Annotated in this window: 26 protein-coding genes; 13 read left to right on the top strand and 13 right to left on the bottom strand. The window is 38.4% G+C overall.

All coding sequences use genetic code 11. The features are described 5' to 3' along the window. The first annotated feature begins 332 nt into the window (after nt 1–332). On the top strand, nt 333–524 hold the full coding sequence (locus QFZ72_RS21560; protein WP_307437617.1) for a hypothetical protein: 192 nt from the start codon (nt 333–335) through the stop codon (nt 522–524). A gap of 141 nt (nt 525–665) precedes the next feature. Here QFZ72_RS21560 and QFZ72_RS21555 read toward each other — a convergent pair whose 3' ends face one another. Together QFZ72_RS21555 and QFZ72_RS21550 are read right to left on the bottom strand one after the other, a co-directional pair. Continuing rightward, entirely contained in the window at nt 666–836 is a 171-nt protein-coding gene (locus QFZ72_RS21555) for a DUF3934 family protein (RefSeq protein WP_223440801.1), read from the bottom strand. Between the two features lie 261 nt (nt 837–1,097). Continuing rightward, on the bottom strand, nt 1,098–2,033 hold the full coding sequence (locus QFZ72_RS21550) for a DHH family phosphoesterase (RefSeq protein ID WP_307437608.1): 936 nt from the start codon (nt 2,031–2,033) through the stop codon (nt 1,098–1,100). 161 nt (nt 2,034–2,194) lie between these two features. Between QFZ72_RS21550 and QFZ72_RS21545 the strand changes: the two genes are divergently transcribed. Together QFZ72_RS21545 and QFZ72_RS21540 are read left to right on the top strand one after the other, a co-directional pair. Beyond that, complete coding sequence (locus QFZ72_RS21545; protein WP_307437605.1) at nt 2,195–2,914, top strand: 2-phosphosulfolactate phosphatase; 720 nt, start codon at nt 2,195–2,197, stop codon at nt 2,912–2,914. A gap of 44 nt (nt 2,915–2,958) precedes the next feature. Next, nucleotides 2,959–3,423 (top strand): DUF441 domain-containing protein, encoded by a 465-nt coding sequence (locus tag QFZ72_RS21540; RefSeq protein ID WP_307439931.1) that lies wholly within the window; start codon nt 2,959–2,961, stop codon nt 3,421–3,423. 2 nt (nt 3,424–3,425) lie between these two features. Here the strand turns inward: QFZ72_RS21540 and QFZ72_RS21535 are convergent, their stop codons facing one another. Beyond that, a complete protein-coding gene (locus tag QFZ72_RS21535; RefSeq protein ID WP_307437602.1) occupies nt 3,426–4,688 on the bottom strand; it encodes an MFS transporter in 1,263 nt (420 codons plus the stop codon). A 200-nt stretch (nt 4,689–4,888) separates the two neighbouring features. On the opposite strand from QFZ72_RS21535, the gene QFZ72_RS21530 reads away from it, so the two are divergent. After that, nucleotides 4,889–6,007 carry a mandelate racemase/muconate lactonizing enzyme family protein gene (locus QFZ72_RS21530; RefSeq protein ID WP_307437598.1) on the top strand — a complete coding sequence of 373 codons (1,119 nt, stop codon included), beginning with the start codon at nt 4,889–4,891 and terminating at the stop codon, nt 6,005–6,007. Between the two features lie 59 nt (nt 6,008–6,066). Here QFZ72_RS21530 and comA read toward each other — a convergent pair whose 3' ends face one another. The 6 genes from comA to QFZ72_RS21500 all read right to left on the bottom strand — a co-directional run bounded on the left by comA (nt 6,067) and on the right by QFZ72_RS21500 (nt 10,675). Beyond that, nucleotides 6,067–6,891, bottom strand: a complete 825-nt coding sequence (gene comA / locus QFZ72_RS21525; RefSeq protein WP_307437596.1) for a phosphosulfolactate synthase — start codon at nt 6,889–6,891, stop codon at nt 6,067–6,069. 71 nt (nt 6,892–6,962) lie between these two features. Continuing rightward, nucleotides 6,963–7,271, bottom strand: coding sequence for a hypothetical protein (locus tag QFZ72_RS21520; RefSeq protein WP_307437593.1), 309 nt, complete (start codon nt 7,269–7,271; stop codon nt 6,963–6,965). Nucleotides 7,272–7,487: 216 nt separating this feature from the next. Continuing rightward, nucleotides 7,488–8,114, bottom strand: coding sequence for an adenylyl-sulfate kinase (cysC, locus tag QFZ72_RS21515; protein ID WP_307437590.1), 627 nt, complete (start codon nt 8,112–8,114; stop codon nt 7,488–7,490). Beyond that, complete coding sequence (gene sat, locus QFZ72_RS21510) at nt 8,111–9,253, bottom strand: sulfate adenylyltransferase (RefSeq protein ID WP_307437587.1); 1,143 nt, start codon at nt 9,251–9,253, stop codon at nt 8,111–8,113. Before sat ends, cysC begins: the two co-directional genes overlap by 4 nt. 2 nt (nt 9,254–9,255) lie before the next feature. After that, nucleotides 9,256–9,621, bottom strand: a complete 366-nt coding sequence (locus tag QFZ72_RS21505; protein ID WP_307437583.1) for an adenine nucleotide alpha hydrolase family protein — start codon at nt 9,619–9,621, stop codon at nt 9,256–9,258. Nucleotides 9,622–9,910: 289 nt separating this feature from the next. Further along, nucleotides 9,911–10,675, bottom strand: a complete 765-nt coding sequence (locus QFZ72_RS21500; protein ID WP_307439929.1) for a sulfite exporter TauE/SafE family protein — start codon at nt 10,673–10,675, stop codon at nt 9,911–9,913. Between the two features lie 367 nt (nt 10,676–11,042). Between QFZ72_RS21500 and QFZ72_RS21495 the strand changes: the two genes are divergently transcribed. Next, entirely contained in the window at nt 11,043–13,853 is a 2,811-nt protein-coding gene (locus QFZ72_RS21495; RefSeq protein WP_307437578.1) for a DEAD/DEAH box helicase, read from the top strand. Nucleotides 13,854–13,858: 5 nt separating this feature from the next. Here QFZ72_RS21495 and QFZ72_RS21490 read toward each other — a convergent pair whose 3' ends face one another. Beyond that, nucleotides 13,859–14,269, bottom strand: coding sequence for a (deoxy)nucleoside triphosphate pyrophosphohydrolase (locus QFZ72_RS21490; protein ID WP_307437575.1), 411 nt, complete (start codon nt 14,267–14,269; stop codon nt 13,859–13,861). A gap of 116 nt (nt 14,270–14,385) precedes the next feature. Here QFZ72_RS21490 and QFZ72_RS21485 point away from each other — a divergent pair, with 116 nt between their 5' ends. Continuing rightward, entirely contained in the window at nt 14,386–14,784 is a 399-nt protein-coding gene (locus tag QFZ72_RS21485; RefSeq protein WP_307437573.1) for a nucleoside triphosphate pyrophosphohydrolase family protein, read from the top strand. Nucleotides 14,785–14,891: 107 nt separating this feature from the next. Here QFZ72_RS21485 and QFZ72_RS21480 read toward each other — a convergent pair whose 3' ends face one another. From QFZ72_RS21480 to QFZ72_RS21470, 3 genes are all read right to left on the bottom strand, one after another. Next, entirely contained in the window at nt 14,892–15,536 is a 645-nt protein-coding gene (locus QFZ72_RS21480) for a cell envelope integrity TolA family protein (protein WP_307437571.1), read from the bottom strand. Next, on the bottom strand, nt 15,451–15,786 hold the full coding sequence (locus tag QFZ72_RS21475; protein WP_307437569.1) for a hypothetical protein: 336 nt from the start codon (nt 15,784–15,786) through the stop codon (nt 15,451–15,453). Before QFZ72_RS21475 ends, QFZ72_RS21480 begins: the two co-directional genes overlap by 86 nt. Before the next feature lie 268 nt (nt 15,787–16,054). Continuing rightward, nucleotides 16,055–16,594 (bottom strand): GNAT family N-acetyltransferase, encoded by a 540-nt coding sequence (locus tag QFZ72_RS21470; protein ID WP_307437566.1) that lies wholly within the window; start codon nt 16,592–16,594, stop codon nt 16,055–16,057. Between the two features lie 99 nt (nt 16,595–16,693). Here QFZ72_RS21470 and QFZ72_RS21465 point away from each other — a divergent pair, with 99 nt between their 5' ends. The 7 genes from QFZ72_RS21465 (at nt 16,694) to QFZ72_RS21435 (ending at nt 26,285) form a co-directional block, all read left to right on the top strand. Further along, nucleotides 16,694–17,254, top strand: a complete 561-nt coding sequence (locus QFZ72_RS21465; protein WP_307437565.1) for a GNAT family N-acetyltransferase — start codon at nt 16,694–16,696, stop codon at nt 17,252–17,254. A gap of 73 nt (nt 17,255–17,327) precedes the next feature. Continuing rightward, nucleotides 17,328–18,227 carry a DUF3895 domain-containing protein gene (locus QFZ72_RS21460; protein ID WP_307437562.1) on the top strand — a complete coding sequence of 300 codons (900 nt, stop codon included), beginning with the start codon at nt 17,328–17,330 and terminating at the stop codon, nt 18,225–18,227. A gap of 387 nt (nt 18,228–18,614) precedes the next feature. Further along, a complete protein-coding gene (locus QFZ72_RS21455) occupies nt 18,615–19,748 on the top strand; it encodes a hypothetical protein (protein ID WP_307437559.1) in 1,134 nt (377 codons plus the stop codon). Between the two features lie 104 nt (nt 19,749–19,852). Further along, nucleotides 19,853–21,616 carry a T7SS effector LXG polymorphic toxin gene (locus QFZ72_RS21450; RefSeq protein ID WP_307437557.1) on the top strand — a complete coding sequence of 588 codons (1,764 nt, stop codon included), beginning with the start codon at nt 19,853–19,855 and terminating at the stop codon, nt 21,614–21,616. Nucleotides 21,617–21,627: 11 nt separating this feature from the next. Then, complete coding sequence (locus QFZ72_RS21445) at nt 21,628–22,092, top strand: SMI1/KNR4 family protein (protein WP_307437553.1); 465 nt, start codon at nt 21,628–21,630, stop codon at nt 22,090–22,092. Nucleotides 22,093–22,305: 213 nt separating this feature from the next. Then, nucleotides 22,306–22,506: a hypothetical protein gene (locus QFZ72_RS21440; RefSeq protein ID WP_307437550.1), complete on the top strand. Its 201-nt coding sequence runs from the start codon at nt 22,306–22,308 to the stop codon at nt 22,504–22,506. 983 nt (nt 22,507–23,489) lie between these two features. Further along, nucleotides 23,490–26,285 carry a pullulanase gene (locus QFZ72_RS21435; protein ID WP_307437546.1) on the top strand — a complete coding sequence of 932 codons (2,796 nt, stop codon included), beginning with the start codon at nt 23,490–23,492 and terminating at the stop codon, nt 26,283–26,285. The last annotated feature ends 51 nt before the right edge of the window (nt 26,286–26,336 follow it).

The raw sequence follows: 26,336 nt of genomic DNA, 5'->3' as shown, positions 1-26,336 counted from the left end.
TAAAGAGTGCGAATAAGTACTTTTTACTAATTGTTAACAAAAATTTACATCCAATTTCCAAATTCTGTTGTATATTTATGGAGTATGTCTATTTCATATCTTTGGGGATAAGCAAATGTCTATTTTAACTAATTTCTCGTTAAAAAATCGGGCAGCGATTGTTATTATGGTGTTTCTTATAAAATCCCCCAAAAAGTCAAACCCGGACTTTTCGGGGGATTTCTTATCTGTCATGCCTGCGCTAACCAGGCGATTCTGCTTTTCTTTTTAGTATGATACAAATTATCGCATGCATAGGGATAAGAAAAAGCTTCTGAAAAGGGCTGATCAACTTGAAGCGAAATCCTTATGTCCCGCTTATTGCAGGATTGAATCTTATATTTATTGTTTATCTGGTTGTTAATACAATAAAGCACGTAAAAGTCTATCTTGTTTACAGCTCGGGTCTTGGTCCGTTTATCATTGGCGGACTGCTGCTTGCAGTCATTGTAGTTTTAATTGTGAAGGGGAGCAGTTATCGGTGAAAAGACAGATCGGACCTTAAAAGGGGGGCGGTCTTTTTTTAGTGGGAGGTATCCGGCTCTATTTCTTTTTTATGCGGCATCTCTTTAAGTCTGCAGGAAATAAAAAAAGACCCAAAAAGGATCCATGCGCTGTCAGACATTTTATTCTTTTGAGCCTTTTCCATCGTCCTGCTGTTTAGTGCCCTTACTTGTATAAGGCTTAAAGCTCTTCTTTTTATTGGCACTTGCCTGCCAGCGGTTCCAGCCTTTTTTGCCTGTTCCGCCGCCTGTCCCGCCTTTACTGCTCTTCGTTTTAGCTTTAGCTTTACCCATACTATCACTCCATTATGATTGAACGCTGAATTGCAGCGTGTTTATTTTGTATTAAGAAAGTATAAATTATACGCTTCGGTGTCTAGCTCCATCGCCCAACTCCTCGGCCAGAACGAATCCGCCAGTAAAGGCAAAAAGCGCCTTTTCTGTCGGATCCTTTTCTGTCTGTCGGAGCTAAACGGGCGATTCCGCTTTTCTTTTACTACACTACCACAAACATCAGATTCTATGTAAAAACCAAAAATAGTTCCAATATTCGGTTTAAGTTTTACCATCCAAAGCTTCAATCACTTCATCCGCTTTTTTCCAGGAATCAATCGATGCTCCTGCTGCGAAAGTATGCCCTCCGCCGCCAAACATACGGGCGATGTCATCAATCGGAATATTCCTTGAACGGATTCTTACACGAATTTCATTCGGATATTCAATAAAAAAGACCCAGATTCTCACTCGTGCCATCGAAGACAGGACATTCACAAGATTAGCCGCTTCCGCACGGTCCACCCCGTAAGCAGCCAATTTTTCCTCCGTTAAATGAACATAGGCAACCCCATGATCCGTCACCTTAAAAGTCATTAAAATCGCCTCGCGAAGACGAGTAACACCGCTGCTTTTCTTATTTAAATGATTATGAATCCGTTCAGGCTGAAAATGAAACTTCCTCAATGCCTTTACGGCCTTCAAAGTACGAGGGGAAACAGTCCCGTTCAGCAAACGTCCAGTATCTCCAATAATCCCGGTATACAATGCTCCGGCTGCTTCTTTGTTCATTTGAAAAACCTCTGAGTTCTCTAAAAACAAATCAACAAGCATCTCACTGGCCGAGCTGTACGAAGGATCTACCCATGAGAGATCACCGAATTGTTCATGATCAGGGTGATGATCAATTTTAATCAGCAGGGCTCCTTTGGAAAATCGCTGGTCGCAAATGCGAGAAGTATCGGCCGTGTCACAGACAATGACTAAAGCTTCTTTGTATGCTGCATCCGGGATTACGTCCATCTTATTGATGAAGAGAAGACTTTTCTCATCGTTTCCGGTGGCGTATATTTTTTTGTCAGGGAAAGAATGTTGAAGCGTTCTTTGCAATCCTGCCTGCGATCCCATGGCGTCGAGGTCGGGGTTGATGTGGCGGTGGATGATGATGGTCGGATGGGTTTTGATGGCATTTGTTATTTTCTTTTTAATATTCTCCATATAGAAATAATCCCCTTAGGAAATAAATGATAATTTAATCCTAACATAAGTAAAATTAATTTATCTTAGAGTAAAGGAGTATGTCTCTATATATTCAACTTTTTCTTGATGATTTCATACATTAAGTTCATAAGCCTAAAAATCGGAAGGAGAGAAATCATTTGCGAATAGATACTGTCTCAACAGTTGAAGAAATTAGGCCTGAACAACATGTGAACGGCCGAACGGTAATCGTCATTGATGTTCTTAGAGCATCGAGCACAATTGTTACAGCTTTAGACTCCGGTTTCGCTTCTGTTATTCCTGTTGGATCTGCTAAAGAGGCATTAGCTTTACGTTCTTTAGAGACGGTCATTGCAGGAGAAAAACATTGCAAAAAAGTTGATGGTTTTGACTACAATAATTCACCTGTGATCCTGAGAAAGAAAGATCATGGGGGAAAACACCTTGTTCTTACTACTACAAATGGGACTAAGGCAGTTGAAAAAGCAACTCAGGCAGATTGCCTGTTAATTGGCTGTTTTCTTAATTCCTCAGCCTGTCTCAGCGCTGCATTAGCTCAAAATCGCGATATTACATTATATTGCGCGGGAACCCGAAATCAATTTGCATTAGAAGATAGCCTTGCAGCAGGTTTAATGGTTCACTTAGCAAAACTAAAGTCTTCTTCTATCGAGACCTGTGATTTTTCAGATGCAATGGAAGCCAGCTTCCTTCAGCTTGCTCACCAGCTTCCTGAGCTTCTCTTTACTACCACTACTGGAAAACGATTAGTCAAGAATAATCATTCTGAAGATATTCTTTACTGCGGTCAAATAGATATATCGCAAATTGTTCCAATTGCTAAAGGAAATAGAATACTTTCATTATCGGACACATAAACCTGTATAGTAGAAATGGGACAGGGGTTGGTATGACAATGAATATATCTTCAGGAGAATTATCACTAGTAATTCTCATTATCATAGGCTTAATTGGCCGTTCTCCAATAATTGCCACAGCTGCCAGCTTATTGTTGGTGTTAAAATTATCTTCCCTGGAGCGTTATTTTCCAATGTTAGAACGGCGCGGCTTGGAACTAGGGCTAATGTTTTTAACGATATCTGTTCTAGTACCGTTTGCAAGCGGGAAAATTACCGGGAAAGACCTCTTGCTCCTTCTTACGACACTTTCGGGAGCGGTTGCTTTGGCAGGAGGAGCGCTTGCTACATATATGAACGGAAAAGGATTGGAAATGCTTCGGGTAGAACCTCATATGGTCGTCGGTCTTGTTGTTGGTTCCATTATCGGAATCGTGTTCTTGCGAGGGATTCCAGTCGGCCCTTTAATGGCAGCTGCAATCACTGCCCTGTTAATGAAAATCATCTATTTAATATCAAAAGTTTTTTAGTGTCAAGCTGTTGGTAACTTCTCCCTTTTTTTAAAGAGGGATGGAAATTGTTGGCTGCTGCCTGTTTCCCCTTTTTTACTTTTATCTGGTTTAATGAAAAAAAAAGCTAAAATTAAGGTCAGCATGCTTAAACCTGCCATACTGAAAAATACCGTCTTATGAGAAATTTTCATCAACCAGCTAAAAAGTGGCGGACCAAATGCTACCCCGAGAAATCGAACACTTCCATATAAAGAAGTAATCATTCCTCTTTCAGCTTTATCAACAGCTCCTGTGATTAACGTGTTCAAACAAGGAAGCAATAGGCCTGTACCGATACTGCCCAGCGTTAAAAGCCCAATCATAAGATATATTTGTTGAAAGAAAGATACAGCCAACATTGAGCCGGTTAAAATTAGAAGCCCTATTACCATTATTCTTCGAATTAACGGTTTGTTCTGTTTTATTTTTGCACCGGTAATATAAGATGTTACCACCATCCCCAACAATGGAATTGCTAAAATTAACCCCTTAATAATTCCGTCAATCTTAAATGATTCTTCCAAGATATCTGACAAATAAAACAAAACGCCAAAAAGGATAAACAAGCCTACTGATCCCACAAAAAATGAAGGAATCAGCCATTTTCCTTTCTGTTTAAATATTTGCTTCAAGTCCCCGAGATACTCAGGCAGAGGTTTCCCATTCTTTTTTTTCTTTTCTTTCACGCCAAACCATACAAAGAGAGCTGTTGCAAAGCAAAGAATTGGAAAGGTGAAAAATACTGCATACCAGATAATAAGAGCTATGAGAGATCCAATGATAGGCGATAGGATTTTTCCTAACCCATTCGTAGATTCAATAATACCAAGTGCTTTACTTTCCTGTGCACCTGAATAAATATCACCGATTAATGCCATCGCGATTGGAGAGGTTCCAGCTGCTCCAATTCCTTGAATAATTCTTCCTATGAGGATAATCATATAGGAATTATCCATTAACCAAGCTGCTAACCCTGAGATGATACCTCCGATGCCATAGATCACTAATGACGCAACAATGATCCACTTACGACCAAAACGATCAGATAAATAGCCAACAAAAGGAATAATCAAACCTGCAGCAAGCGAGAACATCGTGATGATGAGACTAACTTGAAACTGGGATAAGTCCAATTTTGATTTCATGGTGGGAAGTACAGGTACTAACATCGAATTGCCCAATACCATTACCAATGGGATAAGGGCGATAGCAAACATGTTTGCCTTTCCTTGTTTTGCTTTCATTTACCTTCCTCCAATATAAAATCGTTCTCTTTTTACCATCTCCCTTATTTGAATTTTTGATTCAAACCCATAAATGATTACATGTAAATTTTTTTATTCCATAAACTAGATTTAATTAGAATATTAAGCCTTTCCTTTATGCAGCCATTTTGGCTTCGTTATCTGGGAACAAGTATATTAAATGAAGGCAGGTAAGTCATTTGAAAATTGAAAGAGTCGAAACTTTTCCATTGTTGTATCAGCTTCCTGAGCCATATGGCGATGCAAACGGTTATAAGAAGTATCGCACATGTTTTTTATTTAAAGTCACGACAAAGTCAGGAATAGACGGATGGGGAGAATGTATCGATTGGCTGCCTACTTTAGAGAAGGGATTTCATGATCGTATCATTCCCTATCTACTAGGTAAACAAGCGACAGACCGGCTGCAGATTGTAAATGTTGTAAAAAAATGGAACAAAAGGGCTGCGGCAGGAATTAGCATGGCCCTTACTGAAATTGTAGCAAAATCAGCCGAACTTTCAGTTTGCGACCTTTGGGGCGGGAAGTTGAGAGAGGTGATACCGGTTTATGCATCGCTTCAATCCTATTCGGAAAGGGAAGACTGGATAAACCATTCTTTGCAAGAAATTGAACAAGCAATAGATAGCGGTTTTAATAAGATAAAAGTGAAAATAGGCGGAAAAACGCTGCAGGAGGATCAAGCTCACATTCAATCTGTTCAGAGGGTGCTGGAAGGAAAAATCCAACTCGCACTTGATGCAAATCAAAGTTACGATGCAGCGACTGCACGGAGATGGGATCGTCATTTCAGGGAGTGGTCAAACATGCTATGGTTTGAGGAGCCAATACCAATGGCGCAACTGGCAGACTACAAGCTTTTAAGAGCCAATTTATCAATACCTGTCGCGGGAGGAGAAAATTTACAGGGACCTGCACAGTTTCTTCCTTTTTTGAAAGAAGGAGCTGTTGATATTATTCAACCGGATGTTATGCATGAAAACGGGTTAGACGGATACCGTGAAACCATTCATCTCTCTCGAACATTTGGATTGCGGATTTCCCCTCATACATTTGACGGACCGCTTTCAAGGCTATATGCCATTTTTGGCCAAGCATGTCTACCTCCATGGAGTAAAATGAATCATGATAAAATTGAGCCTGTTGAGTGGGATGCCATGGAAAATCCTTTTACTTCGCTTCTATCGGTTCAACCAATAAACGGATCTGTAACGATACCAGGCGGCATTGGCATCGGAGCAGAAATGAATATAGAAGGCCTGGAGTATTATCGATGGGATGGAACCTTATACCATTAAGCGCAACAAAAAAACTGGAGTGAATAAATCCTTCTCTCCAGTTTTTCAGGGGACCTTGTTTAATCAACCTTCAAAATTGAACCTGACCGTTCTATTGGGAAAGTATCAAATCTTAGACCTCTTCTAAGGCATTCAAGGCTATATACATCTTCAAATTGGATATTCCCAAAATTTACGTTTCTTCCCCAATAATGAATTAATTCGCATTGCTGATTTTTTTGCGGAGCTTCCCAAATGAGATATTTCCTCATATTGGCAGGAATCGTTTTTTTAATAGTGTAAAGGAATTTTTTATCAATTTTTCCTTTGTCATTATAAATGCCAACATTTTCTCCTGATTCCCTTCCCTCTACAATGACATAAGAAGCTCCACATTCCAGATCGGAATAAAGGGTACTTTCTAATTCATTTACTTCACATTGACTGCCCGCATCTTTTTTACCGTATTCAGTTATGACAGTAAAACCTTTTGCTACAGCTTCCTTGATAATCTTTCGCCGTCTTATGGGTGACAATTCAATCGTACCGTCGGAAATTTCGAGATGGTCAAAACCTATTTTTTGCATATAATCGAAATACTCTTTTAATACACCCTTGTGAGAGGCGATTTCAAATAAAGTTCCGCCTGGGTATAAAATAACATTTGCTTTCTTGGCCAAAAGCAGCTTTTTTTGCAAAAGTTCAGGCGGATATAATACTGTTGTGCCAAAGCCCAGTTTTACATAGTCAACATATTGACCTCCAAGCTGTAAGAGCTCTTCAAATAAAGCGATTCCTATGCCTTTATCAATTAACATAGTTAAACCAAATTCTTCTGACTTATTGATCCTTTCTCCAGTTGGATCAATAAGCAGTGGATGCCAGGTATTTTGAGGATGATTCAAAGAAGGTCCCTCCTAATGGGTAAATGTCTATGAAACCATCCTATTCATAACGATCTGGAGAGGTTCTCTAATCAGCTTTTATTATTTTTTCCTTCTTCGTTGTCTTTATCTATATCGATTGACTCTCCGCCGAGATGAATAAATAGATTCGGCTCTTTTTCACCGTTTCCCAGGATGGATTTTTTTAGACCATCGATATATTTTGATGTGATATCGATATAGTTTTGCTTCTCTCCTGCATTATTCAGCTGGCCCATTACATAAAGGTCATCTTCACCCTTATACAAGTAGGCAATATACCCCACAGCTTTCCCGTTTGTATCCACCACATTTATGATTTCACCTTGCTGATTCCGAAACTCCGGTTGGAAGAATAACAAAAGTAAAAACTCCTTTCCGTTAGTAAAACTTATACGTCGTTTGTCTAAAATTCCTATAGTAGTTTGTCCTTATAGTGGCTAAAGAACACATAAAAAATACGCAGCTTGATTGGCTGCGCATAATCATTTGAAAAAGTAAACATTCTATCCTTAAACCTTTATCTTACTGAGGTATTTTAGCCTATGAAGTTGATTCCTTTCCCTTTTTTTAAAGGGCTATTTAGGAATGCAGCCTTTTTCAACCATGTAGTGAATGATTTGATCCACGGACTCCTCTACGGATTGCTTATCGGTTTCTAGTATAATCTCTGGTGAAACTGGCTCTTCATACGGGGAAGATATACCTGTGAATTCAGGGATTTCACCATTTTTCGCTTTTTTATAAAGTCCTTTTGGGTCTCGTTTTTCGCACTCTTGGAGAGGACATTTTAGATATACTTCAATAAATTCTCCTTCTTCAAGGACACTTCTTGCTAAATCACGGTCTTTACGATAAGGAGAAATAAAAGCAGTAATTAAGATCATGCCTGCATCAACAAAGAGCTTGGAGATTTCTCCAATTCTCCGAATATTTTCTTTTCGATCCTCCGGACTAAAACCAAGATCTTGATTAATTCCATGACGAATATTGTCGCCATCCAATAAATATGTCCTCAGTTCTTTCTCATATAGCCGTTTTTCGAGTGCGTTTGCTATTGTGGATTTTCCTGCACCGGAAAGACCCGTGAACCAAAGGACTGAACTCCTTTGACGGTTTAGTCTTCTTCTTGCTTCTTTCGTCACAGCAGCACGATGCCAAATAATGTTTACATGAGGTGCAAAGATGTCTGTCTCCTTTTTCATTTTTCTTGTAACCCCAATTGCATACCCCTAATTAGCACTGCTGCGACTTTCGGACGGCTAAACTCTAAAGGCGGCGTTTCCCCATTTTTCAGCATTTCTCTTACTTTAGTACCTGAGAGAATCACTCGGTCCCGGGAACTATGAGGGCAAGTTTTAGTTGAAGCCATATTCCCGCATTTCCTGCAATAAAAACTGTGTTCAAAAAACAACGGGGTAATACCTAACTCTTCTTCTGTAAAATGTTTGAAAATGAGCTGGGAATCGTATGTTCCATAATAATCGCCAACCCCAGCGTGATCCCGGCCAACTATAAAATGTGTACAGCCATAATTTTTTCGCACTATAGCATGAAAGATCGCTTCTTTTGGACCTGCATACCTCATAGCCGCTGGAAACACCGCAAGAAATACACGATTTTTAGGATAATAATGATTAAGTAATACTTCATAACTTTCCATCCGAATATGAGCAGGAATGTCATCCTCCTTGGTTTCACCGACCAGAGGGTTAAGGAATAGTCCATCAACGATTTCAAGAGCTGATTTTTGAATATATTCATGAGCACGGTGCACAGGATTCCGAGTTTGAAAGCCGACAATTGTATTCCAGCCCAGCTCCCTAAATGCAGCCCTCGTTTCTCTTGGATCGTGGTAAAATTCAATAAATTCATTCTTGGCTGGACGTGTTACAAGTGTAATTGGTCCGGCAAGGTAAATGTCGGGACGTTCGTATAGCTTTTTCACACCGGGGTGAGCTAGATCCGTTGTTTGATATATTTTCTCAGCTTCCAATTGTTTATTTGGACGATATTTTTCTTCTACTCTTAATATCCCGTAAACGGTTCCTTTATGAACAAGCTTAACTGTCTCACCTTCTTTTAGAGAATTCGCTTTTTCTTCCGGAACCGGGAGTGTTATCGGAATACTCCAAACGTGACCGCTTAATAGTCTCATTTCATTTAAAACGCTTTGGTAATCTTTTTCTCCAAGAAAGCCAGTAATCGGACTATAGGCACCTATTGCAATCAATTCAAGATCTGATAAAGCAAAACGATCCAGCTCTATTTCGTGTTCAACCGTTGAATGATCATATTCTGTGTTAATCCGATTGACCAGTGTTCCGCCATGCGGCTCAATCATGTCTACAGCACTCCTTCATTATTTGATGAATTCAGGTGCAAGCCGCACTCGGTTTTAGTTAATCCGGTCCAACGTCCTGAGCGTAAATCACTACCGTCTTTGACAGGGAAAGTACAATGCATGCAGCCAATGCTTGGGTATCCGCGCTTATGCAAAGAATTAAAAATAACATGTGCATCAGGGCGTATCTTGCTGATTAGATCAAGGAGGACAATCCCTTCTGCACCAAAACTGCACGCATAGACAAGTTCATCTTTAAACGTTTTATAAGTCCATTTGATAATTTCTAATGGTTCACTTCCGGCGAGGTTGTTATTTATTTCTATATAGTCTTTATCTGTAAGATGTTTGTAAGATCCTTCAGGCATTTATACCTCCCACTTTCTGTTATGAACAATATTTTCCATTTGGAACATTGGCTTTCGATTATTATTATAGTATGGGTACATACCTAATGTTCCAGAGAATGTAATCTCTCTAAATTACGATAAAAGAACAATAAATGAACCCTATTAATGTATTTTGATTCCTAACATATTTATTTTCATATGAAATCGAATCCATTAAACCCAAAATGATGATGAAAGGCTAAATGAAAATGCCTTGAGAAAAAAGCCGAAGAAGGCGGATCACCTCTTCGGCTTTTTCACTTTCCGATTATAAAAGCTTGATGCCGCTGATGAAGATCACCAACGCAACAACAGTTCGAAGTGGTTTGGTCGGTACTTTAGCAGACAAGGTGCTACCTATCATTACACCGGGGATAGAGCCTGTCAGAAGGTTCATCAAAATTGGATAATCAATGTTTCCAACACCTAAATAGAGCGAACCTGCAACGGTCACTAACAAAAATGCATGGGCAATATCTGTACCGACTAATTCAGATCCCTTTAATTGGTACAGATAAAGCATTGCAACGGCAAACAAGGAACCAGAACCAATCGATGTAAGCCCTACGATAAAGCCCAATAGGACACCAATGATAATTGTAAGCGTTTTTTTTTGCTCAATTGGCATTAATTGCAAACGATTTGGCCTTAACTTTTTATCAAAAAACACGCGAATAATAATTGATATGGCAACTAATATCAGAACATATCCGAGTGCATTTTTAATGATTTGATCTTGATTAAGGTAACTATGATTAAAGAAATTCAACAATCCAATTGCTGCAGCCGCACTTGGAATACTGCCTATTGCAAGATATTTCACTAATTTGAAATTAATCGTTTTTTGTCTCCAATGCTGCATTGTACCAAAAAATTTTGTTATAGAATTGTAGACAAGGTCAGTACCTACCGCAATTGATGGATTAATACCTGCAATAATTAAAATAGGGGTCAATAGCGCGGCTCCTCCTACCCCTGTTAAACCTATTAAAAAACCAACAAGTAAACCCATTATGATTATTTCTAAACTCATCATTTTCAACTCTCTTATTATTTTTTTTACTTAAGCACGAACTCGGATGGTTTGGATTTTCCATGGATGGAGATAAAGAAAAGTCTTTAAATATAGCCTTATTCATCAGGATATAGTTATTGATATATGCCTAGTCAAAGAAAAGAGTGTCTAAAAGGTTGGTTGGGTTTTGATGACATTTGTTAATTTCTTTTTAATATTCTCCATATAGAAATAATCCCCTAAGGACATAGATGTTAATTTAAACCTAACATAAGTAAACTTTATTTATCTTAGAGTAAAGGTAGTATGTCTATATATTTAATTCCAAATATAGTATTATTTTACTGAGTATTTCTATAATAATTTTTAAGTCAGGTGATCTCAAATGATCGTTGAAGAAAAACTGATTGTCAATTCAGACAAGGGAAATCTATTAAATGAACTATCACAGTCCATTTTAGAATGTGAACGGTTTTTTTTTAGTGTCGCCTTTATTAATTTTAGTGGCCTCCAGCTTTTGTTAGATGCTTTTAAAGAAGCAAAGCAATTGGGGATCAAAGGAAAAATGATCACCTCAACTTATCTCAATTTTACTGAAGCGAAAGCACTTCGAAAAATAAACGACTTTGAACATATCGATTTAAAGGTTTTTGTAACAGACAAGGAAATCGGTTTTCATACAAAGGCTTATATCTTTGAATATATTGACCGTTATAAGGTGTTTATTGGATCTTCAAATTTAACTCAAAGTGCATTAAAAAGTAATATTGAATGGAATGTAAAGATCATAACTAAAGAGAATACTTTTTTTATTAAAGATGTATTAAGCGAATACAATCAGCTTTGGGAGAAAAGCACAGAGGCAAATGAAGACTTTCTTAAAAGATATGAAGATTTTCTTAGCAAGCTGACTGGTATTACAACTAAACAGAATCTTATCTATGAACACTCTGACTATATTATTCCGAATAGAATGCAGAAAAGAGCGATGGAAAATCTCGAACGGTTACGTTCTTATGGAGAAAGTAAAGCTCTAGTTATTGCTGCAACAGGTACAGGGAAAACGTATATGTCCGCTTTCGATGTAAAGAATTTCAAACCTCGCAGACTTCTTTTCATTGTCCATAGAGAAGAAATTTTGAAAAAAGCGAAGGAAACGTTTGAAAAACTGATTGTAAATGAAGCGAAAACGTTTGGATTGTTAACTGGGAATCATAAACAGAAGCATGCGGATTATGTATTCACTACCATCCAGTCGTTGACTAGATGCTATCAAGAATTTAGAAAAGGCGAATTTGATTACATCATTTTTGATGAAGCCCACCATGCAACAAGTCCAAGCTATAAGGCAGTCCTAAATTATTTCGAGCCAGACTTCACATTAGGAATGACTGCTACGCCTGAACGCAGCGACAACCACAATGTCTTTGCATTATTCGATAATAATGTAGCAATTGAAGTCCGATTACATGAGGCATTAGATGATGAGCTAATTATCCCATTTCATTACTTTGGCATCACGGATATAGACGGAATCGATTTAAGTGATGTCGATATTGATAATATTGCTGAGGTTACGAAACGCTTAAAAGTTAATGAAAGAGTAGACTTTATTATAGAAAACATGAATTTCTACGGTCACGATGGGAAAAAGAGAAAGTGCTTGGGATTCTGTGCAAGCGTAGATCACGCTCATTTCATGGCGGAAGAATTTAATAAAAGAGGGTATAGCAGTGTAGCTTTGTCGGGAGCGAATTCCGTAGACCAGCGCTCCAATTTCACGAAACGATTAGAAAACGACGAAGATGAGTTAGAAATTATTTTCACCGTCGATATTTTTAATGAAGGTGTCGATATCCCGTCTGTTAATTCTGTGTTAATGCTAAGGCCCACAAACTCTCCAATCGTTTTTATTCAGCAGCTTGGAAGGGGACTTCGCAAACACGAAAGCAAGAGCTTCCTAACGGTTCTCGATTTTATCGGCAACCATAATAAAGCTTTTCTAATTGCCCTCGCATTAAATGGGAGCAGATATTATGACAAAGAAAGTTTAAAAGTGGCCATTGCTACTGATTTTGCTAATATTCCTGGGTGTACTCATATTCAAATGGATCGAATTTCACAGGAACGGATTCTTGAACAAATTGATAACGAGAATTTTAATTCAATGAAGTATTTAAAGGAAGAGTACTTCGAGTTTAAGAAAATGAATCAAGGTCATATACCATACTTGTTACTGGATTATTTAATGTTTGATGGTGCACCTGATCCTATTAAATTTATTCAAAAGGAAAAAACGTATTTAAAGTTCCTGAGCAAAGTTGAGAAGGATGATTACCTCAAGGGCATGTTAACCGATGAGGCATTCGAAAGTGCTCTCAAAGAACTATCAGATATGCTTCCATTAAAGAGAATATACGAATTTGTAATAATAAAAGATTTAATGGAAAATGAAACGATATCTTTAGAGCGTGCAAAGCTAGAAATCTTGAAATATGTGTCTGAAGTTTATGAAGATAGCGTTTATCATGCGTTTGAAAGCTTAAATCATGACTATTTTGACAGCATTCAAAAAAAGAGTAAGTTGAAACTGGTCGATTTAGAAAATGGGATCCTTCGTAAAACAGTAAGTTTTTCAAAAGTGCTAAATAATCCTGAGTACAGAAGATTTATAGAGGATATCGTAAATTATGGCCTTTTTCGATATGAAAAGGAATTTAAGAACACGGATTACGGGGTTCCACATTTTAAGTTATACGAACAGTATCAAATGATAGATGCAGCTCTCTTATCCAATTATCGAAAGATCCACAGTTCATTTAGAGGATCTGGATTATTGACAAACGGAAACGATTATTTTCTCTTTATCGACTTGCATAAAGAAGAGAATATCAAGGAGAGCATCAATTATCAGGACAAACTTATCAACGAAAGCACTTTTCAATGGCAGACTCCAAACAGCACAAGTCAAAGTTCTGAACGTGGGAAAAATATTATCTTTAATAAAGCTAGAGGAATTCAGCTTCATTTGTTCCTAAGAAAGTATAAAGAAATCGATGGGAAAGTAGAACCCTATATTTATATAGGCAAGGGAGACGTATTTGAATACGAGGGAGAAAAACCAATAACCGTTCAAATAAAATTAGAACACAAACTACCAGGACCTCTTTATACTGAATTCGTAGTAAAAGTATAGTCTTCTCAACTTGAGAAGACTATTTTTTCATTTATTAACGCTTCAACTGCTGGAATATCGGCTGGAGCCCAATTCAATGAAGCAAGATTTTCGCGCTTGAGCCAAATCAGTTTAGAATGCTCACTTGGTGCAGGAGTTCCATCCGTAATCCTAGCCTTGATACACAGAAGCGTAATGATAAACGTGTCATATTCATGAGTGTGTTCGTGAAATAAACCATCTGTAATAATCGTACATCCCAATTCCTCATCAATCTCACGAATCAAAGCAGAATGAATATCTTCATCCTTCTCTACCTTCCCGCCAGGAAACTCCCACATATTCGGAATGGCCATCTCTGGAGACCTTAACGCGCAGAGGATTTCGTTTTGATCGTTTTCGATAATTGCTGCGACAACTTTTAGTGATTTTTTCAAGGTGGAATCCTCCCTAATTAATTTCAACTATATTTTATCATAGAGAGACAGCTGGAAAAGATTTTTCTATTATTCTCTAATCCTGTAAAATAGGGATTAATTAGAAAAAATAAGTATTGAAGGAGTTATCCCTGCCAACCTATAACAAACTAGTCCGAGATCGTATTCCGGAAGTAATTGAACGTACAGCCTGGCTTAATCCAGTTACACCTGAAGAAGTAGCGCCATTTTTCTTTAAGTATCTCACCGAAAAAGAGTATAGAAGAAATATTGATTTTTCAGGGAAAGCAGCCAAGGAAATGTGGAACGGAGACTTAAAGAAGGTTTCTAAACTAATAAGAGATATGCCGATGACTAAATGGAGCGGGAGTTCAAATGGGTTGGTTACGTTTAATAAAGATATTTTTTCTTTTAATTTCTCAGTGAATGAAAAAGATGCGTTGCAATTGTATAGATGGACAAAGGAAATTTGTGAGTATCGTTTGCATCAGTATTATGAGAGGAAAGAAAAATAAGTAAAAATAAATGGATAAATCCTATGGGGTTTATCCATTTATTTTAAATGAAATATCCTGTGACCAGTCATATTTTATAGTGATGTAAAGTGACTTATAGAAGAAAATTATCTTTGAGATGCTCTGAAACCAGCTTTTTCTGCTTCTTCTGAAGAACAGAACCACTGTATATCATCCTGTGTTTTATCATAGTAGGCACCATCAGGCATATGATAAATTTTAGAGTTCATATTTCCCTTAATTTGTCCTTTGCAAGATAAATTTGATTCCTTATCATCACTTGGGTCATTTACAAATGCCTCTCCATTACCGCTTGTTCCAGTACTTTGTTTTGATGTTTGAGCCTTTCGCTCAGCTTCTTGTTTGGCTAAAGCTTGCTCTTGAGCTTTTCGCTCAGCTTCTTGTTTAGCAGCAGCTTGCTCTTGAGCTTTTCGCTCAGCTTCTTGTTTAGCAGCAGCTTGCTCTTGAGCTTTTCGCTCAGCTTCTTGTTTAGCAGCAGCTTGCTCTTGAGCTTCACGTTCAGCTTTTTGTTTGGCAGCAGCTTGCTCTTGAGCTTTGCGTTCCGCTTCTTGTTTAGCAGCAGCTTGTTCCTGAGCTTTCCGTTCAGCCTCTTTTTTATCTGCTTCTTCTTGATCTTTAAGTATTGCATCTTCTTTAGCCTTTTCTTCAATGGCTTTTTTGTTTGTTCTTTTTATCTTCTTCAGCAGCAAGCATTTCTGAAGCTTTTTCTTTCGTTTTTGTTGGTTCAACAACTTGAGTTTCACCTAATAATCCAACCATAAAAAAACAAATGAAAAATAAGTAGATATAAGTATAAAGCACTTTTCTTCTTGTTTGGTAGTGAACCATTGGTAAGACCAATCTTGGTTTGATTAAACCTATAATTAGAGCAAGAATACTAATAAATACACCAGTGGCTGCAATATTAGTTACTACTTCTGATTCAGGTAATATAAAACTTAAAAGTAACAATATGAGAAAACTATAAAAAAGTGATGCCAAAAACATTTTCCATCCAATTCTAGAGCGGTAACCGGCTATTTTTCTGCCCCAATTAATGATAAAAACCCCCGTTTTTTTATTGCAATTAAAGTACTCTTTTCCATCTCTCTATTTGTTATGTAAAAAGTACAAATCACTTTTTTATTATAAAGTGAAAATCTTATTTTTGTAACAGAAAAATTCCTTTTTAGTATTTTATTCTTGGTGAAAAACAAATAAGGATATGAAGTCATTTCATATCCTAAAATTTCTAATCTAATTGATTTTTTCAATCATCCGGATTCAAAATCGCCAAAACCTCATGATCCTCCCACTTCCCATTAATCTTCACATTCTTTCTTGCAAGGCCTTCTTTATGAAATCCTGCTTTCTCCAGTACTCGAATAGAGCCAATGTTGTGCGGCATGACCCCAGCTTCGATGCGGTGGAATTTGAGTTCTTGGAATGCATAGTTAACAATGAGTTTGACTGCTTGGGTTGTGTAGCCTTTTCCGTTGTGAGCCTTGTCCAGGAAATAGCCTAGGACGGCATTTTGGAGTGAACTCCGCATGACTTGGAAGAGGCCGATGGTTCCGAGTAAGCGATTGTCCTCATTTAGGAAGATGCCGAATTGATATTCGGTGTCTTCTTTGCTTTTTTGTTCGTATTCTTGGATCATGCTGCGCTGAGTTTCCAGGGTGTAGAAATCAGGTGTGCGGATCATGGAGAATTGTTCAAAGAACTCGCGGTTTTTGAGCTGAAGCTGAAGTCTTGCTTCTGCATCCTCCACTGTAAAAGGCCTTATATGTATATTTTCATTTTTAAACATCAAATCATCCCCTCTCTCTTAATTGTAACGAATTATAAAGGATAAACAAGATAGGAGGTGGAATATGATGGATGGAATTGTTTTAAAAGTCAGGGAGTGATGAACATAAATGTTGAGATAAAAAGACCAAGAATGGAAGATATGGATGAGCTGAATCAATTTTTCAGTAAAGTCATTAGGGATACATTTGATAAAGAAGGAATATCAGAACTACTTGATGATATGAAAGAGGAAATTGAAAGTAAGAAACAATACTTAAATAATGACTTGGAAAGTAAAGGGGCTAAGCGGTATTTTTTGATCGCTTTAAATGATAAAGAAATGATCGGTTCAATAGAGTATGGTCCTGTGAGCGAGTTGATTGTTACTTGCACAGAGGGCGCGTTGAGAGAAGGAGTCGAGGTAGGGACCGTTTTTGTACATCCGGATTATCAAAGACGAGGTTTAGGATCGCTGCTTTTGAATTTAATGCTCCTTACCTTGCAGAATAGAGGAATCAACGAGTTTTGTCTGGATAGTGGATATAAAAATGCACAAAAGGTATGGAGGAAGAAGTTCGGTGAACCTGATTATTTGCTTAAAGATTATTGGGGAGAAGGAAGTGACCATATGATTTGGAAAAGAAACACGAATGCTAGGTCCCTGCTATTTCATTTATAAATGGAATATTTAAAGAATCTTAACAAGGAAAACTTTCGATAAGGAAGAATAGTACGTAGTGGAGGCGGCATCCATGGATTTTTATTTTGAGGCTGAGGAACGGTCTGAGATTCTTGAAGATTTAACAGATGATCAGCGGTCGTATTTACTTGAACGGTTAAAGCGCGGAAAACGGACTCTTTTTTCAAATGAGCTGGTAAGAAGCAAGGGGACGTATAGTGGTTCAGATCAGGAACTTGACCGGGAAATTAACGACTGGGAGTTTATTGAGCTGCTTGATGGCGGTTTGGGGAACCGTCCTTTTCGCTGTGAGTGCGGCATGCCACTAGGGTATCAGTATATTGTGAAGAATAAAGAGACTGGCGAGATCAAGAAATTTGGAAAAGATCATTTTGAATTTCATACCGGGATTCCAGCATCCGTTGTGAAGGATATCATCAAAGGGTTTGCGCAGATTGATTTTGAACTGGATGAAATGCTTTATAAAGTGATGAATGGCTGGGATAGGAAAGTTCTTACGGAGGCTAAAGCGGTTGATATTGAACTTCCTGAAGAGATTCAGGAACTCATTAAGCTCGACCTGCCTTTGTTAGATCGACAGATTAATAGACTTTATCGAATGATTCAAAAGGAGAAAGGTGCTCGCAGTAAGGCACTGCGTCAGCCTGAAGCGGCTAAGGCGATGACAAGAGCTGCTCCAAAGAAGTTAAACGTGATTCATAAGGTAAGTTCTCCTTTAGGGGAGGAAATTCATCAAGCAATCATTCGTTTAATTGAAAACACCGGAACGATAAGTGTGCTGGAGGTGTGCCGCGAGATTAATCAGTTCAGTCATCCTTTTAAAGGATTTTATGACTCTGGAAAACCGAAGTCGTTTGTCTATGTGGCAATGGTGTTGGATCAATTGGCGGATCAGGGAGTCTGTCAATTAGATAGTAAGACGTTTGATGATCGGTGGTATTCAGTGAAATAAGAGGGATGGAATGAAGTAGTTTGTCATCTGTTTAAGTATGATGGCATTTGCTTTTTTGTGCCGGAAGATTTTTTAGTTAATGGCTTATTGGATAAGTTTACTTGTTAATTTAATTGGATTTTAGGGGCAATCTGAACTCATAAAAGATAGGAAACAGGTATTTTAAATATAGGGGAGAGAAAGATATGTACCAGCCAAAAGCATTCGGAACGTTTCTCAAAAAGAAGAATCACATTTTTCCGACAGTCTGCCTACCTACAATGGGGAGAGAGTGAAAAATCGATCGGCAGTTTCCTGCTGCTGAACCCTGGAAGTGCTAGTCATGATGCTGTAAAGGATTTGCAGGATGGGGAAAGTGTTTTCGCACAGGTTTCCCTGGATCCCACGATGAAGCAAGTGGTGAAATTAGTTGAAGCTTTCTATCATCTTGAGCCTCTAAATGGAAGAATTCATTTGTATAATTTGTTCACGCTGCAGAACCCAAAGGACAGTGAGGCCATTGCCTATAACGAATATTTGGGCGGGAGAGGGATGGTTCTTCCATCCGATATGCAAGTGCCCGTGAGTGAGCTGAAAAAGAATCCATGGATTTGCATCGGGTGGGGAGTAAATAATAAGAGTACGTACACATTTTTAAAGCAGCTGAAAAGCAGCTGGCTGGAGCAAATAGAACGTGCGGGCATTCCTTCGTTTGGCAAAAAGAATCAAAATGGCGATTATTATCATGTATGCCCTCAACTAACTGCGAAAAGGCATGCAATGGTCGAAGAGCTCAGGCAATTGTATGTTCAAAATGTTAATCCCCAAGATCTATCAGATATCATTGAATTTACGGTCGCTGCAACTCGTCCTAATCTTTATCTTGGGCCTTTTACTTCTTATTACGATGAAAATGAAGGATGGGCGATTTCTAGAGACAATCCAGAACGTGTCATTGAAAGTTTTTCACAGCTGCGACTTCGAAAGAATTACAAATTAAGAGCCTATCAATATACGGCTGGCGGAAACGGGAATTCTGCCGTTTGGGCCATTCCTCATGATCGGGAACTGCCGCCGCCTGAAGAATGCATGTATTCAGACCAGCATAGTTTGGAGCACCCGAAACCGGATTTTGCCTATGATCAGGTCATGATGGCAGTGGACGGGGATTATTCGCCGCTATCCTACTTGCAGGCAGCCATTGCTTATCATGAAATCGGGGAATTTGGCGCGCTGTGGCACGGGTGCTATTGGAGTGCCGGCGATATTTTGCCTATAGATGAGGACGAATACAGAGTGGCAAACAGCGTAGTAGATTACTTATATACACTAGGCGATTGGAATGAATTTAAAACCATTCCTCCTTCACTCCGACCGGTTTTCTTCTATGAGAACGAAAGGCCAACTGTTGTCTTTTACACGAAGAATGATGTAGGTATGGTTAAACTGAGCCGGTATACACATACTTTTGAAAAAGACAGTTATGTTCAGAAAGTAGAGTGTGAGGATTTGGCTTTTGCTGGGTTGGGAGTTATTTTTTGAAAAGACATGATGAAGCTCATGTCTTTTTTCTATGAAATTTCGTTCATTCAACACCCTTTTTCGTGCTATGATAGAATTGGGAATTTATAGTAAGAAAGGGGTGGTTGTTTCTGAATGCAGTTTATGAAGCTGACACTCTGATTTCTGCGATGGAAAACCGTGCAAAAAAATATGAAAATCTAAGAGAGAGGCTGCTTGTTTTAAAGAAGACATTCAATCAAGTCTCTCATTCAGGTGATGAATTTAAGGGAGCAGGCGCTAAAGTGATCAAAACCTTTTACCAAGAACAAGCGGCAATCGTGGATGAATGGCTTACCTTTATTGACATGCAGATTGCTTTTTTTCAAGGAGTATCGGCGGATGCCGCAGAGTTAAAGTTATCCGGACATACATATGTAGATATAGATTTTTTGGAAAGAGATTTAGTCAATGGCTATCGAAGAGCAAATGCTATGGTCTCAGATCAAAAGCAGGAGCTGACCGGTATCTTACGCAGCATCAGCGACCTCGTCGACCTTCAGCCATTTGATACCGGCACATTCGAAGCACACTTAGACAAAGCTGAAAAAGAAAGAAAAACCACAATTGACAAAGTTGATGAACTTAATGAAAAATTAACCTATGAATATCAGCGATCTGAAGCCATTCAAGATCACATTAGGAGCCGTTTTAAAGCATTAAATCATGCAACACGACAAGGCGGACAGGCATCTCCGATCTATTTCGATGCAAAAGCGTATCATAATAGCGTAGCCTACAATATGAAAGACAGCGTCCAGCATCAGGCGAAATCCTATCTTTCTTTTAAAAAGGAGCAATCTGAAAAACGCAGAATCGAGAAGCTGCAGCAAGAGCTGAAGACGCCGAATCTATCTTTAGATGAGTATTTGAAGATTGCGAAGGATCTTGGGGAAGAGAATTTAACTTCGGAGCAGCGGAAAATTATTGATCTCATTAAAGCTAATAAACAGCAGGGTGAAATTCTAAAAGGCGTTGGAGCCGGTTTATGGGAATTCACGAAAGACACCGCTGTAGGTTTATGGAATGTTCTAATGACGCCTCCTGAACAGGTTCTTTATGATATGGGAGCAGCTGTTATCAATTACGAGGAAACCTATGCTCAAATCAGTGCAGCTATCGCCAATTCCTACGAACGTGATATGGTAAACGGAAACGATTATACTAGAGCCAGATGGGTCACTTATGCGATTGCCACGGTTGGGACTTCTCTCGTAGGCACAAAAGGTGCTGATAAAGTAGGGAAAGCTGGTTTTGCTGCTGGAAAAAACACTGTTAAGAATGTGAAAGAGGCGGCTGCGCATGAGTTAAATCAAATGAATAATTCTAGCTGTTTTGCATTTAGGTATGGGTTTGCTGGGGGTATTGAAGGAGTTCCTTTTAATGTTGTTGATTCGACTAATCTAAAAAATCAATTGATTACAAAAGCTTCTTCATATTCCTTCAATGATGATTATGGAAATACGAAAACCATTAATCTTAGAATGGGGCATATGAAAAATGATGTTCATCCAATAACGAAGGTACCATATGATAAAGACGGATTTCCGATTTTTGAAGTCAAATATACTTTATACTTAGATAAAAAAGATTTTAAGAAAGATCGAACACCTCAATTTAAAATTCTAAATAAGCAACTATATAATCAAGTAACTAATGATCCTAATTTAATTAAAGAACTTAAATTAGATGAAGATGACTTAATAGATTTAAAAGCAGGTAAGACTCCTGAGAAGTATACTTGGCATCATCATCAAAAACCAGGAAGAATGGAACTGGTAGATAGTGAGATCCATTCCAAAACAGGGCATACAGGTGGACAAAAAATATGGGGTAAAGACTCTGGTTAAGGAGAAATGACATGCAAAAAATAAATTGGCACAAAAGAAAAACCTTTAAACAAGCTTCAGAGCAAGAAATCACTTCTGTCGAGGAAATATTGTCTATAAAATTTCCTATAGATTATAGAGACTTTATAAAGGATCATAATGGCTGTTCACCATTAGATAAAGACGTGGTTATCATAAACTCATTTAGAGAGACCCTTAATTACTTATTAAGTTTTGGCGATGATAACAGGCCTATTGACATGTTGAGAACGTATGAAAATATTAAAGATAGACTTATAGATAATGTTATTCCATTTGCGAATGATCCAGGAGGCAATATGTTCTGTTTTGATTTTAGAGAACTAAAACATGAACCTCCCATTGTATTTTGGGACCATGAAGAAGCTTATGAAGATCCTAATGGAGCTGTTACGTATGTGTGCTCGGGTTTTACAGAACTAATTAATTCATTACAATCTTTCGAAGAGGAAGATTAATTTTTGACTCATTGTTCCATGTTAATTGAATCAAACCTCATACAAAAAGACGGTTCTCATTCAAATAGAGTGTTATCGTCTTTTTTATTAATGATTAAAAATAAAACTATTATACCTTTATTAGAAGACTTAATAATTGGGCTCACTATAGATTAGAAAATGGTATTTCATCATTGCCAGAAGGACTAAGATTAAAGTAGGAGCGTGTTACTAATGGAGAAACAAGGAATGGTTTCTATATGGTTAGGTTCAGAGATTACTAATAAACAGATGCGAGAATTTATACAAATCTCTTCAGATACATCTGCTTTAAGCTTATTAAGAATATTGAATATTGATCACACCGGAGAAACCAAGGGAAGGCGATATCATTTAACCTCGCTGATTGAACGATACAGGGATGGTTTGTTGTAGGGAATAGGGTAGAGAAGTAGTTCACATTTATACGGAATTATTTTCTAAAGTCTCAGGATTAATCCGTAAAGTCTAGGAATTCATTCAAAAAGTCTTGGAATAAAGGTTGAAAGTCTCGGAATTAATAGAAAGGGTCACTCTAGTGCCGAGGAGAAATAGTCTTTTTCTAGAAAAGGATCACTTTAAACCGTAAATGAGCACCAATTGGAGAGGGGACTACGCTAAAAATAGCCTTCATGCTTTGGATTAGCCAATTTTTGATGGGGCGTTCACATTTATACGGAATTATTTTCTAAAGACTCGGAATAAAACCGCAAAGTCTAGGAATTCATTCAATAAGTCTTGGAAAAAAGTTTGAAAGTCTCGGAATTAATAGAAAGGGTTACTCTAGTGCCGAGGAGAAATAGTCTTTTTCTAGAAAAGAATCACTTTAAACCGTAAATGAGCACCAATTGGAGAGGGACTACGCTAAAAATAGCCTTCATGCTTTGGATTAGCCAATTTTTGATGGGGCGTTCACATTTATACGGAATTATTTTCTAAAGTCTCGGAAAAAATCCGCAAAGTCTAGGAATTCGTTCAAAAAGTCTTGGAATAAAGGTTGAAAGTCTCGGAATTAATAGAAAGGGTCACTCTAGTGTCGAGGAGAAATAGTCTTTTTCTAGAAAAGAATCACTTTAAAAAGTAAACAGGTGCTAATTGGAGAGATGCCGCGCTAGAAATAGCCTGCCTACTTGCATAAAGCAGAATTTAAAGTAGCGTTCAAAAGGGAAAACCTGGTCAACAGCCAGGTTTTCCCTTTTGATATAATTGTAGAATTTTCAAAATTATCATTGACAGAAAGCATATTTTTCCTTTTAATTATAAATGTAAACGCTTTATGAAACCGTTTGCACATTCGCGCAAGAACGATCCACGTACACACTCTCTTACCAGTTTCAAAGTTTCAAAGAAGTACAAGCTAATAAAATGGAGGTTGAAAGATGCCGAGATTATTGAAAAGTGCCCTTGTTTTTATTTTATTTATTTCAATGGTAATTCCAACATTACAGCTGCCAAAAGCAAACGCAGCTGAAAAGGACCCTTATCTTCCTGAAAACACGGTCAGAATTCACTATGTCAAAGACGATAAAAACTACAAAGACCTTGGATTGTGGCTATGGGAGGATGTAGCGGAAGCACCAAAAGAGTGGCCGAAAGATGCTGTGCCATTTACGGATGAGCAAACCGACGAGCATGGACGCTACATCGATGTGAAAGTAAAAGAAGGAGCGAAGAAACTCGGTTTCCTTGTTGTCAATCGCGCAACTGGCGAGAAAACAGGCGGGGATAAAGTTTTCACGATGCTTGAGGATTACAATCACCTCTGGATTAAAAATGCAGATGACACGGTATACACATCATCTGAATGGGATAATCCGATTGGCATAGTCAGTGCAGAAATTGTTTCAAAACAAAAGCTTCTGATTGGACTGACAAGAACAGAAGGTTTAACGGAAGAGGAGCTGCTTTCTTCTATTAAAATACAGGATGAAAACGGCGCGGATATCCCAGTTGAAAGTGTGAAAATGATATCCGGTTCAACAGTGGAAGTCAGTACTTCTGCAGAACTGATGAATGATTCTTACACCGTTACATACACCGGTAAATCCGTTACGGCAACTAAAGGCTGGAGAATGATTGATGAGCTTTATTCGTATGATGGCGATGATCTTGGAGCTGCCTATCAATCCGGCAAAGCAGTGCTGAAACTATGGGCACCTAAAGCAAGCAAGGTTACAGCCGTTTTTTATGATAAAAAGGATGCAGCAAAAGAGATTGGCAGGTTCAATTTAGCCATGGGAGAAAAAGGAGTCTGGTCAGTTGAAGCGCAGCCAAAGAATCTTGGAATCTCTGATTTAAAAGGATACTATTATCAATACGAAGTAACAAATGGCGGGGAAACAAAGAAAGTTCTCGACCCTTATGCAAAATCAATGGCTCCTTTCACTGTAAATACAAAAGGTGAAGCAGGACCAGATGGTGATATGGTGGGGAAAGCAGCCATTGTTGACCTTGCAGGAACAGATCCGAAAGGACTTGATTTTGCGAAGATTGACGGCTATGAAAAAAGAGAGGATGCTGTTATCTGGGAAGTGCACGTCAGAGATTTTACATCTGATCCTTCAATTGAAGGGGATTTAACAACTGACTGGGGTACGTATGATGCGTTTAAAGATAAGCTTGAATATATCAAATCTCTTGGTGTGACCCACGTTCAGCTGCTGCCGGTAATGGCTTGGTATTACGGCGATGAAACGAATATGAGAGAACGCGAACTCGAGTATTCTGCGGCAAACAATGAATATAACTGGGGCTATGATCCTCACAGTTATTTTTCACCAGACGGAGCTTATTCAATGGATCCGAAAGATCCGGAGCTTAGAATCAAAGAATTAAAGGGTCTCATTGACGCGGTGCATGATTCAGGAATGGGTGTTGTGCTTGATGTGGTGTATACACATATGGCCAAAGCAAGCATGCTGAATGATATTGTCCCGAACTATTATGCTTTTCAGGATGCTAATGGAAACTTTATCGGCGGTTTTGGAAACAACCTTGCAACCAATCACGTTATGGCTGAAAAACTGATGGTTGATTCGGTTAAATACTGGTTTGAAGAATACAAAATTGACGGCATGCGTTTTGATATGATGGGTGATGCTACGTACGATTCCATTCAGAATGCCTACAATGCTGCTGCAGAAATTAATGAAAATGCCTTATTTATCGGCGAAGGCTGGAGAACGTTCGGCGGCCATCTATCAGATCCATCACTTGCTGGCAAAGGTGCAGATCAAGATTGGATGAACAAGACGGATAATGTTGGAGTGTTCTCAGATGAAATCCGCAATGAACTGAAGTCTGGTTTCGGTTCAGAGGGCGAACCTCGCTTTCTTACAGGCGGAGCAAGAAGCCTTGATCTTATTTTGAAAAATATTAAAGGGCAGCCTACTAATACAGCTGCAGATGATCCTGGTGATATGGTTCAGTATATTGAAGCGCATGACAACCTGCCATTGTATGATGTCATCGCTCAATCGATCAAGAAAGATCCGGCCATTCCTGCAAACAATGAAGAAATTCATGACAGAATCCGTTTAGGAAACTCCATGATTCTCACTTCGCAGGGTACAGCATTCCTCCATGCAGGCCAGGAATACGGAAGAACAAAACAGTGGCTTGGAGAAGGAGTGCCTGAACAGAAATTCCACGCTATCCAGGATGAATCTGGAAAAGTGTTTGGCTATTTCATTCACGATTCATACGATTCATCAGATGCCATCAACAAATTCGACTGGAAAAAGGCGACAGATGATAGCATGTATCCAATAAATAACACGACTCGCGAATACACGGCAGGTCTAATTGAATTGAGAAAATCAACAGATGCTTTCCGGTTAGGAAGCAAGGAGTTAGTTGATTCCAATGTTACGATGATTGATGCTCCTGAAATGAATGATTCAGATTTAGTCATCGGATATAAAAACGTATCTTCAAATGGAAAAGAAGCTTACTCTGTATTCGTAAATGCAGATACGAAAGCAAGAACGCTTACTCTATCCGAGGATTTAAGAAAAGGCGAAATTGTAGTCGATAACGACGAAGCAGGCGCTGGAAAAGTTAAAAAAGCATCTGGATTTAAGCTGAAAAAAAATTCCATTACAATCGAGCCTTTAACGACGGTTGTTGTAAAAGTAAGCAATAAAAAACCGGTTAAACATCCATCTTGCCGTTAACAGCGTCGACCAATATACGATGCTGCGATTGCTTGGTGAGCTGGCTGAGCT

It is taken from the genome of Bacillus sp. V2I10, from assembly GCF_030817055.1.
Classification (GTDB): Bacteria; Bacillota; Bacilli; order Bacillales; family Bacillaceae; genus Bacillus_P.
This window is presented reverse-complemented; position numbering and strand designations above follow the sequence as displayed.